Below are 11,087 nucleotides of genomic sequence, written 5' to 3' on the forward strand. Positions count from 1 at the left end.
AGGCCACGCCGAGCTCCACCCCGCTCGGTGAGCCGACATGGTGCGGCGTCAGCGCGCACCCTCGGCGCGCGAGAGCGGGCGAGCGGCGCTGCCTTCGACGCCCGCGCTCGGCGGGGGCCGGCACGGCAGCTCGACGACGAGCTTCGTGCCGACGCCGAGCCGACTCTCCGCGCGGATCGTCCCGCCGTGGGCGATCACGATCGAGCGCGCGATGTAGAGCCCGATCCCCAGACCGCCGTAGTGCGCCCAGGGGACCGCGCGCTCGAACCGATTGAACACGTAGGGGAGGCGCGCGGGGTCGATGCCGATCCCGTGGTCCTCCACGATCAGCTCGGCCGTGTCGCCGACCTGCCGGATCCGGATCTCGATCGGGCGGCCCTCACCGAACTTCACCGCGTTGGAGACGAGGTTCGTGAGCACCTGCTCGACGCGGAGCGCGTCCCACGAGCCGACGACGCGCGCCGGGCTCTCGATGGTGACCGGGGATCCCTTGCTCCGGAGCTCGATCTCCATCTGCTGGACCACCTCGCGCGCCAGGTCGCCGAGGACCACCGCGCTCCGCTGGAGCGGGAGCCCCGACTGATCGATGCGCGCGACGTCGAGCAGCTCGTCGATCAGACGCTGGAGCTTGCGCGACTGGCGCGCGATGAGCTCGAGCGGTCGCTCGAGCGCGAAGCCCGAGAGCGCCCTCGCGTCACCGCGCGCGACGCGGCTCAGCGCGTCGACCGCGAGCTTCAGCGAGGTCAGCGGAGTGCGGAGCTCGTGAGAGGCGACGGTGAGGAACTCCTCGCGCTGGCGGAGCGCGTGCTGGGTCTCGCGGAGCAGTCGCGCGTTGTCCATCGCGAGCGCCACGCGGCGCCCCAGCTCCTCGGCGAGCTCGACGTCCTCGGGGGCGAAGCGCCGCGGAGCGCGGGAGCCCAGCGTGAGCGCGCCGAGCGGCTGCTCGCGCACCGTCAGCGGGACGATGAGCGAGCTGCCGGCGCCGAGCGCACGAACGAGATCGACGTGGTGCTCGTCGACGCAGAACGCTCGGATCTGCTCGTCGGCCAGCTCGGGAACGTGGATCGAGGCGCCGCCCTGCAGCACCGCGGTGACCGGGGTCGGGGTGCCGATCCGCGCCGGATAGCGCTCGCAGAGCTCGCGGATCGTTGCGTGGAGCGAAGGGTCGCGGTGCGCGCCCGCTCTCCGCACGACCCGCCCCGACTCCACCAGATCGATCACCGCCCAGTCGCAGAGCGATCGGGTGCAGAGGCGCGCGAGCGACTCGAGCGTGCGGTCGGTGTCGAGGCTCGACGACACCAGCGCGGTGGCCTCGCCGAGCAGCGTCGCGCGGCGGCTCGCGGCCTCGGCTGCCACGCGCCCGGCGTGCTCTCGCTCGAGTAGGAGCGCGTTCTCGAGCGAGATCGCGGCCTGCGCGGCGAGCAGCTCGAGGACCGCCACGCGCTCCGGCGTGAACGCGCCCGCCACGATGTCGTTCTCGAGGTAGAGCACCGCGACCACGTCGGACTGGCGGCGGACCGGGAGGCAGAGCACCGAGCGCGGGCGCGACGCCGCGACCGTCGCGGCCCCGGCGAAGCGCCCGGGGTCCCGCGCGGCGTCGTCGAGCAGCACGCGCTCGTGAGTGCGCGCGACGTAGCGCTCCACCATCTGGGCGAACGCCGGTGACTCGCCGGTCGGCGCGGGCAGCTCCTCCAACGCGATCTCGTGCGGCGCGTCGAGCACGCCGCCGCGCAAGAGCGCGAGCCGCGCGCGCCGCGCGCCGCCCTCCTCGAGCACGACCCGCAGCAGCGTCTCGAAGAGCGCTTCGCGCACGATCGCGCCGGAGATGGTCTGGGAGGCCTTGATGACGGAGAGCAGATCGAGCTGCTCCGCGCTCACCGCCAAGGTCGCCGTCGGCCCCGGCGCCGTTCGCTGGGCGAGCTGCGGATGCGCGCGATCGAGCTGCCGCACCTTCGCGTCGGCGCCCCAGCGCGCGTAGCTCGCGCGCGCCTCGCGGACGTACGCGTCGGCGACGAGCTTGAACCCCCTCGCGCGATAGAAGCCCGACGCGACCTCGCACGCGATCGCCTCGTGATGCACGAACGCGCCGGCGCGCGCGGCGAGGATCGCCTCTTCGTAGCAGCGGGCCGCGCGCTCGGGATCGCCGTCGATCCGCGCGCGCTCGGCGGCCACGAGCGCGGCGCGGTGCCGGAAGTTCTCGGGACAGCTCTCCGCCCATCGCCGCAGGCGCGCGTCGTGGGCCTCGAGCGCGGCACGGAGGCGCGGCCGCTCGGCGTCGGGCGCGGCGTCGTGCATCGCGGCCCGCGCGAGCGCCGCGAAGAAGTGGTGCTCGGCGAGCTCGAGGAACGAGGGCGACGTCCAGAGCAGCGGCTCGGCGCGCTCGGCGGCGGCGACGGCCTCGGCGTGCTCGCCCGCGTGGAAGCGGACCTGCGTCTTCCGGATCCAGTACCAGCATGCGACGATCGCCAGGCGCGGGTCGCCCTCGACGTGTTGCTCGAACGCAGCCTCGGTGAAGTGCGCGTCGTCGAGAGTGGCCAGCGCGCGGGTGAGGCCGCGCAGCGAGCGCACGAGCTGGGCCTGCGTGGTGACGATGTCGATCACCAGACCGAAGCGCGCCTTCCGCACGAACTCGAGCGCTCGATCGATCTCGCGCTGGACCTCGGCGAGCGGTGCACCCTCGACGAGCAGGAGCGTGATCAGGTTGTTGCAGGCGTAGGACGCGAACGCGATGTCACCGCTCTCCACCCCGAACTCGAACGCCCGGCGCACGGTGTCGACCCCCGTCCGCACGTGCCGCGTCCAGGGGTTCACCAGCGCGCCGAAGCACATGTACACGCGCGCCTTGAACCGCAGCAGGCCGTGCTCGTCGACGAGGTCGAGCCCGACGCGACCGAATCGGAACCCGAGCTCGTGCTCGTCGAACTTCGCGCCGAAGAGCATGCCCACCCAGACGTAGGCGAAGCACGAAGCGTCGGAGTTGCCGTGCGCGAGGCTGAGGTTCACCGTCCGCCCGATGAGCAGGCAATTGAGGTCGTCGTCGCTGAAGAGCGCGGGCGAGTGGAGCATCATCAGCACGTCGATGAGCGCACGCAGGGTCGGGTCGGTCATCGGCGGCAGATCGAGCAGCGCCTCGACCTCGCGCGCGCCGAGGGCCCGCCGGACGGCGGCGACCTCCTCTCTCGCGAGCTCGGGCCCGGGGTGAGGGCTCCAGTCGATCCCGAACTCCCGCAGGCATGCGAGCCCGGCGTCGACGGCGTTGTCGATCCGATCCTGCTGCGTGTAGGCGACGATCTGGATGCACGCCACGGCCGCGAGGTCGGTGGGGCCGCGCGCCCGCGCCGCGAGCGCCGCGAGGTGCTCGACCGAAGACTCCAGCGCTCCGGTCAGATACTCGCAGTGTGCTCGCCCCAGCTCGAGCGCGAAGGTGAGCTCGTAGCGATCCTCCCAGGCGCGCTCGGGCAGCAGCGCGACGCCGCGCGCGAAGTACTCGAGCGCGGAGGCGAAGGCCGCCGAGCACTTGGCGCGAGCGCCCGCGGCGAGGTGGAGCTCGGCGACCCGCGCTCGCTCCTCGGGCGACGAGATCAGCGCGGCGCCCCGGCCCAGCTGACCGACGATGTCGAAGAGCCTCGCGTCGAGCGCGTCGGGCGGCGTGCGCGCGAGCAACAAGCGCCCGATCCGCAGGTGCAGCGCGGGACGCTCGGCCTCGGGCACCAACGAATAGGCGGCCTCCTGGACACGATCGTGAGGGAAGCGATACGTGTGATCGAAGCGCAGGAGGAGGTCCTCCTCGAGCGCAGGGAGCAGGGCGACCTCGGGGTCGCGTTCGACGACCACGGCGAGCGTGCTCGCCCGCTCCGAGACTCCCATGCACGCCGCCACCCGGAGCACGTCCTGAGTCTCTCCGGGGAGCTTGCGCAGCTTCCCCACCATCAGCTCGACGACGTTGTCGGAGTGCTCCTTCGCCGCGATCTGCGACACGTCCCAGCGCCAGCGTCGCGACCCAGGATCGAACGCGACCGCGCCCTCGCGATGCAGCGCGGTGAGGAACTGGATCGTGAAGAACGGATTTCCGCCGGTCTTCGAGCGCACCAATCGCGCGAGCGGCGCCGCCTCCGCCCTCGAGCAGTGCAGCGTGTCGGCGACCAGCTCCGTGACGTGCTCGGCGCCGAGCGGCGCGAGCACGATGCTCCGCACCGGCGTCGTGCTCGCGCGCACCTGCTCGAGCGTCGCGACGAGCGGATGGTGCGAGTCGACCTCGTTGTCGCGATAGGCGACGACGAGCAGCAGATCGTGAGTCTCGGGGCTCGTCATCAGGTGACCGACGAGCCGCAGGCTCGCGTCGTCGGCCCACTGGAGGTCGTCGAGGAACACGGTCAGCGGCTGCTCGCGGCGCGTGAACGCGCCGAAGAACTGCCCCATCACGGCCTGCAGCCGCATCTCCGACTCGCGCGCACCGAGCGGCGGGACCTGCGGCTGCGGGCCGAGGATCAGCCCGAGCTGCGGGATCAGATCCACGACCAGCGCCGCATTCGCGCCGAGCGCGGCGAGGAGTCGGTCGCGCCACTCCGACACCCGCTCCGGGCTCTCGGCAAGGATGTCGAGGACGAGCTCGCGGAACCCCTGGACGATCGTGGAGTACGGCACTTCGCGCCGCAGTCGCTCGAACTTCCCCGACACGAAGAGCCCGCGGCGCGCGACGAGCCAGCGATGCAGCTCGTGGACGACCGCCGACTTCCCGATGCCGGAGTACCCGGTGACCACCACGAGCTCGGGCTCGCCGGTCGACGCGACGGAGTCGAGCGTGTCTCGGAGCGCGCGGGTCTCGCGCTCGCGCCCGTAGAGCCTCTGAGGGATCAGGAATCGCTCCGAGAGGTCGCGCTCGCCGAGCGGGAACGGGACGATCCTTCCGTCTCGCTGCCACTGCTCGAGGCAGCGCCTCAGATCGTGCTCGAGCCCGGACGCGCTCTGGTAGCGCTCGTCGGGGGACTTCGCGAGCAGCTTGAGGACGATCTCGGCGAGCGCGCGCGGCACCGAGGGGCGCAGCTCGTCGGGTGAGGGCGGCCTCCGCGCGACGTGGGCATGCACCCAGCCCACCGCATCGCCAGCCTCGAACGGGAGGTGGGCCGTGAGCAGCTGGAAGAACATGACCCCGAGCGAGTAGAGATCGGAGCGGCTGTCGAGCGCTCGGTTCATCCGCCCGGTCTGCTCGGGAGAGACGTACGGCAGCGAGCCCTCGATGAGGCGCGCGGGGCGCGCGGTCATCGCCTCTCGGCCCACGCGCGACGCGATCCCGAACCCGGTCAGCCGGACCTCGCAAGTGCTGGGCTCGACCAGGACGTTCGCGGGCTTGACGTCCTTGTGGACCAGGCCGCGCCCGTGGATCGCGGCGAGCGACGCGGCAACGCGCACCGCGATCTCGAGGAAGCGGCCGAGCTCCATCGGCCCGCGCGCCAGCTCCTCGAGCGTCCTGCCGCCGAAGTCCGCCGCCTCGAGCGCGAGCCGTCCGCCGTAGGTCCGGAGCGCGAGGGGCTCGACGGCGGGCAAGCCCTGCAGCACGGCCCGGAGCGCGTGCTCGTTCCGGAGGCGCTCGATCTCACCGGGACGCTCACCCGAGGGGACCTTGAGCAGCACCGCGCGGCCATCGGCGCTGCGCACCGCGCGGAGCAGCGTCGCCTCGCTCGCCTCGGAGAGCGTCTCGATGATCGAGTACTCGCGGCCGGTCATCCTCCCGTCTGCTCCCGCGCGCGGTACGCAGCGAGAAACATGCCGCGGCGCGGCTGGCGACCGGGGAGCGCCCGGTGAGGGGCGTGATGCATCGGCGCGAGCCGCCGCGCGACGTCGTGAGACCTCGTGCCGCGCACGCGAGCCAGCAGTGGGGCAGCCGCGCGCCCCTCGCTCAGGCCGACCCGAGCTTCGCGATCAGTCCGATCCGCACGTTGTTCTTGAGCGCCTGCGACACCGGGCAGCCGCCCTTCGCCGCCGTCGCGAGCTCCTCGAACTTCGCGCCGTCGATCCCGCTCACGTTCCCGCTCACCTCGAGGTCGCTCGACACGATCGCGAACCCGTCGCCGACCTTGTCGAACGTCACGGTCGCACTGACGTCGAGGCTCGTGCCCGGCGTGCCGTTCTTCGCGAGCTGCGCGGAGAGCGCCATCGCGAAGCAGCTCGCGTGCGCCGCCGCGATCAGCTCCTCCGGGCTCGTCTTGCCACCCGCCTCGCCGCTGCGCGCCGGCCAGCTCACGGGTTGATCCCGGAACGCTCCGCTCGTGGCCGCGGTGACGAGACCGCTTCCCTTCGCGAGGTCCCCCGTCCAGCGCACGTTCGCGACTCTCTTCACCGCCATGACCAGCGCTCCTTTCGTGTCAGCCGAGCGCGCAGCGTATCCGACCCTCGCGGTCGCGCTCCATCGGTGAATGCCGATATACGTCCTCGATAATCACGCTGCGACTCGAACACGATCGAAAGCGATCACAACGGGCGATCCCCTCTGGTGCCGCAGACAGACGCGGGTGTAGCTTCCGCGCTCTGAGGGAGAAGAACGCGATGCGCCACGCTTCGCTCTGGGTGCCCTTGTGCCTGGTGACTGGCGTGCTCGTCGCGAGCGACCCGTCGCCAGCCTCGGCACAGTCGTCGATCACCCCGTATTTCCTGGTGATCTTCGATACTTCGGGCTCGATGGACGAGTCGACGGGTGGGGGCAACAACTCGTGCGGCCGCCCGCGACGCCGGATGAACGACGCGAAATGCGTCCTCCAGCGCGTCATCAACGGCTATGGCGAAGTGACGTTCGGTCTCGAGCGCTTCACGCAGTACTGCAGTGGCGATAGCTGTGGTGGCTGCAACGGTGGGACCTGCGGCTGCTTTTGTACTGCCGAGTGCGGGTCATCATCGGCAAGTGGCGAAGTGCTCGTCCCGATCGCGGCCGACAACCAGTCTGCGATCCTCGAGTGGGTCGACTTCTCGTGCTCCACCTGCGACGAGACGGCGGTCGGCGAGAACCCCGAGCTCGTCGCCCAGGGCGGCACTCCGCTCGGCGGTGCGCTCCGCCGCGCCCGCGCCTACTACGCCGGTGGCACGAGCCCGCTGATCGGCGATGCCCCGGGCACCTGTCGCCCCATCAACGTCATCCTGCTCACCGACGGTGAAGAGACGTGCGAAGGCAACGCCGTGTCCGCCGCGACCGCGCTGCGCTCGACGACCGTCGACGGGCGCACCTACGACATCCGCACCTACGTGATCGGCTTCGGTGTCTCTCCCGGCAACGCCGACATCGAGGGCATCGCGACCGCGGGCGGCACCGATGCGCCCGGGACGCGGCGCGGCTTCTACGCCACCGACGAGACCAGCCTCGCGCTCGCGTTCTCGCAGATCATCGAGAGCTCGATTCGCTTCGAGACCTGCAATGGCAGCGACGACGACTGCGACACTCGGGTCGACGAGGGATTCCCCCTCTATTGCAATCGACCGACCCAGCCGATCGCCAATCTGTGTGTCGATCCCGGCGAGAGCCTCTGCAACGGAGTCGACGACAACTGCAATGGTGTGGTCGACGAAGGCCGGCTGAACGCGTGCGGCGTGTGCGGCGCGGTCCCGACCGAGGTGTGCAACCTCGTCGACGACGACTGCGACATGGTCATCGACGAAGGGGTCTGCGGCGGGTGCATCCCGAGCGCCGAGATCTGCGACAACGTCGACAACGACTGCGACACCCGCATCGACGAGGGCATCTCGCGCGCCTGCGGCACCGACGTCGGCGAGTGCACCGCGGGCACGCAGACGTGCGCCGCGGGCGTGTGGGGCGCGTGCAACGACGTGCGCGGCACCCCGGAGACCTGCGACAACCAGGACGACGACTGCAACGGCGTGATCGACGGCATCTCGCGCGCCTGCGGCACCGACGTCGGAGCCTGCCAGGCCGGCACCGAGCTCTGCACCACCGGCACCTGGGGCTCGTGCGTGGGCGCGATCGGGCCCTCGCTCGAGACCTGCAACGCGATCGACGACGACTGCGACACCCGCACCGACGAGGGCAATCCCGGCGGCGGCAGCACGTGTGGATCGAGCATCGGCGAGTGCAGGCCCGGCACGCTCGGCTGCGTCGGCGGATCGCTGACGTGCACCGGCGGCGTGCAGCCCGGCGCCGAGACCTGCGACGGACAGGACGACGACTGCGACGGATCGATCGACGAGGGCGTGCCCTCGATGGGCGCGTGCGGCACGTCGACCGGTGAGTGCGATCCCGGGGTGATGCGCTGTGTCTCCGGCGCGTACGCGTGCGTCGGCGCGATCGGATCGACCGCCGAGGTCTGCAACGGGCTCGACGACGACTGCGACGGATCGACCGACGAGAGCAATCCCGGCGGCGGCGCGAGCTGCGGATCGAGCGTCGGTGAGTGCGGCCCCGGAACGCTCGTGTGCACCGGCGGCGCGCTCACGTGCTCGGGATCCACCGGACCGACTTCGGAGATCTGCGACGGAGAAGACGACGACTGCGACGGGGCGACCGACGAGGGCGTGCCCACCGCGGGCAGCTGCGGATCGAACGTCGGTGAGTGCGGCCCCGGCGTGCTGAGCTGCGTCTCGGGCACCTACAGCTGCGTGGGCTCGCGCGGACCGACGAGCGAGGTCTGCAACGGCCGCGACGACGACTGCGACAGCAGCACCGACGAGAACAATCCCGGCGGCGGCGCGAGCTGCGGCATCGACACCGGCGAGTGCAGCACCGGCACGCTCGCGTGCACCGCGGGTGTGCTGACCTGCACCGGCAACATCGGGCCCGCGGCGGAGACCTGCGACGGTCAGGACGACGACTGCGACGGTGCGACCGACGAGTCGATCCCGACGATGGGCGCGTGTGGCGAGTCGACCGGCGAGTGCGATCCCGGCGTGCTCGCGTGCACCGGAGGATCGTTCCAGTGCATCGGCGCGCGCGGCGCGACGACCGAGGTGTGCAATGCGCTCGACGACGACTGCGATGGTCGCACCGACGAGGGCAATCCGGGCGGCGGCGCGAGCTGCGGATCGACGCTCGGTGAGTGTCGCCCCGGCACGCTCACCTGCAGCGCCGGCACGCTGACCTGCACCGGCGGTGTCACGCCGATGGGCGAGACCTGCGATGGTGAGGACGACGACTGCGACGGTGCGACCGACGAGTCGATCCCGAGCTCGGGCTCGTGCGGATCGGCGGTCGGCGAGTGCGACACCGGCGCGCTGCAGTGCGTCGGCGGCACGTTCACCTGCGTCGGTGATCGCGGCCCCGCGGACGAGCTCTGCAACGGGCTCGACGACGACTGCGACACTCGCACCGACGAGGGCAATCCCGGCGGCGGCGCGAGCTGCGGCACCGACGTCGGCGAGTGCACGCCCGGCACCAGCGCGTGTGTCGGCGGCGTGCTGACCTGCTCCGGCGGGACCACCGGAGCCGCGGAGACCTGCAACACGCGCGACGACGACTGCGATGGTCTCGTCGACGAGGGCAATCCCGGCGGCGGTGCGCGCTGCGGCGCGAGCGACGTCGGAGAGTGCGATTTCGGCGCGCTCGCCTGCACGGGGGGCACGCTGGTGTGCGTCGGCGAGACGACGGGCACGGGCGAGATCTGCGACGGTCGCGACAACGACTGCGACACGCACGTCGACGAGGATGATCCCGAAGGCGGCGCGGCGTGCGGCGTCGACACCGGCGAGTGCAATCCGGGCACGACGCACTGCGTGTCGGGCGCGCTGGTGTGCGACGGCGGTCGGGGCCCGACCGCGGAAGTCTGCAACGGCCTCGACGACGACTGCGACGGAGTCGAGGACGAGGGAATCCCGGTCGGCGCGCCCTGCGGCTCCGACGTCGGCGAGTGCTCGCCCGGCGTCAACATCTGCCGCGACGGAGCGCTGCAGTGCGAGGGCGAGATCGGTCCCGTCGCCGAGATCTGCAACCTGCTCGACGACGACTGCAACGGAAGCATCGACGAGGGCCTGGGCATCGGCCCGGCGTGCGGCACCGACGAAGGTGTGTGCATGGCCGGTCGGATGGAGTGCGTCGACGGCGAGGAGATCTGCGTGGGCGAGATGCCCGGCAGTCCCGAGGTCTGCGACTGCCTGGACAACGACTGCAACGGCTCGACGGATGACCCGCCGGCCGGCGGCAGCCTCTGCCCCGCGGGCAGCACGTGCACCGACTGTCAGTGCGCCCTGCCCTGCGTGGAGAGCGAGTTCGGGTTCCGCTGTCCGAGCGGTCGCTTCCCGCAGGTGAGCGGCGAGACCTGCTTCTGCGTGGCCGAGCGCTGCAACGACACGACGTGCGGCGCGGAGACGATCCGCGACGGCGCGGGTGACGTGCTGTGCGCGCCCGACGATCCGACCGTCGCGCCCTGCGTGTGCCGCGCGAACGCGTGCACGAACCTGTGCGCGCTCTCGAGCTGCGAGCTCCCGCTCGTCTGCGACGACCGGACCGGCACCTGCGTCGAGGACTCGTGCGTCGTGCTGCCCTGCGACGAGGGCGAGGTCTGCGATCGCGAGAGCGACGAGTGCGTGCCCGATCCCTGCCTGAGCGCGGAGTGCGCCGCCGATCAGGCGTGTCGCGACGGAACGTGCGAGACGAGCTGTGCGCACGTCGAGTGCGATGCCGGCGATCACTGCGTACACGGCGCCTGCGTGCCCGACCAGTGCGAAGAGATCGAGTGCGGAGACGAGGTCTGCGACCCCGAGACCGGCGGGTGCGTGCCCGACGCGTGCGAGGGAGTCACTTGTCGCGGCAGCGACGAGTGCGACCCGACGAGCGGTGACTGCGTCGCCGATCCCTGCGAGCGACTGCACTGCCCCGACGGAGAGATCTGCGTGGACGGCGAGTGCGCGCTCGAGCCCAGGCCGGGCACCGACGCTGGTGTGATCGGACCGATGGACGGCGGAAACGGATCGCCCGACGCGGGCGACGGAGGCAGCGGCGACGGGCGCACGCGCGTGCTCGCCGCGGGCGGTGGCGGCTGCATCTGCGCGGTGCACGAGCAGCGCGCGCCCGGTGGGCTCGCGTGGAGCGTGCTCGCCGCGCTGGGGATCGCGATCGTCGCGCGTCGTCGTCGAGGTGCGCGATGAAGGGGCTG

3 protein-coding genes are annotated in these 11,087 nt (G+C 71.7%); 1 reads left to right on the plus strand and 2 read right to left on the minus strand.

Features of this window, described 5'->3' with window-relative positions; genetic code table 11:
• Positions 1-48: 48 nt before the first annotated feature.
• Together I5071_RS31975 and I5071_RS31980 are read right to left on the minus strand one after the other, a co-directional pair.
• A complete protein-coding gene (locus I5071_RS31975; protein WP_236517054.1) occupies positions 49-5,724 on the minus strand; it encodes an AAA family ATPase in 5,676 nt (1,891 codons plus the stop codon).
• Between the two features lie 172 nt (positions 5,725-5,896).
• Entirely contained in the window at positions 5,897-6,343 is a 447-nt protein-coding gene (locus I5071_RS31980; RefSeq protein WP_236517055.1) for an OsmC family peroxiredoxin, read from the minus strand.
• A gap of 560 nt (positions 6,344-6,903) precedes the next feature.
• Between I5071_RS31980 and I5071_RS31985 the strand changes: the two genes are divergently transcribed.
• Positions 6,904-11,079, plus strand: a complete 4,176-nt coding sequence (locus I5071_RS31985; protein WP_236517056.1) for a vWA domain-containing protein — start codon at positions 6,904-6,906, stop codon at positions 11,077-11,079.
• Positions 11,080-11,087 lie beyond the last annotated feature (8 nt).

The organism is Sandaracinus amylolyticus, assembly GCF_021631985.1.
GTDB classification, from domain to species: Bacteria; Myxococcota_A; Polyangia; order Polyangiales; family Sandaracinaceae; genus Sandaracinus; species Sandaracinus amylolyticus_A.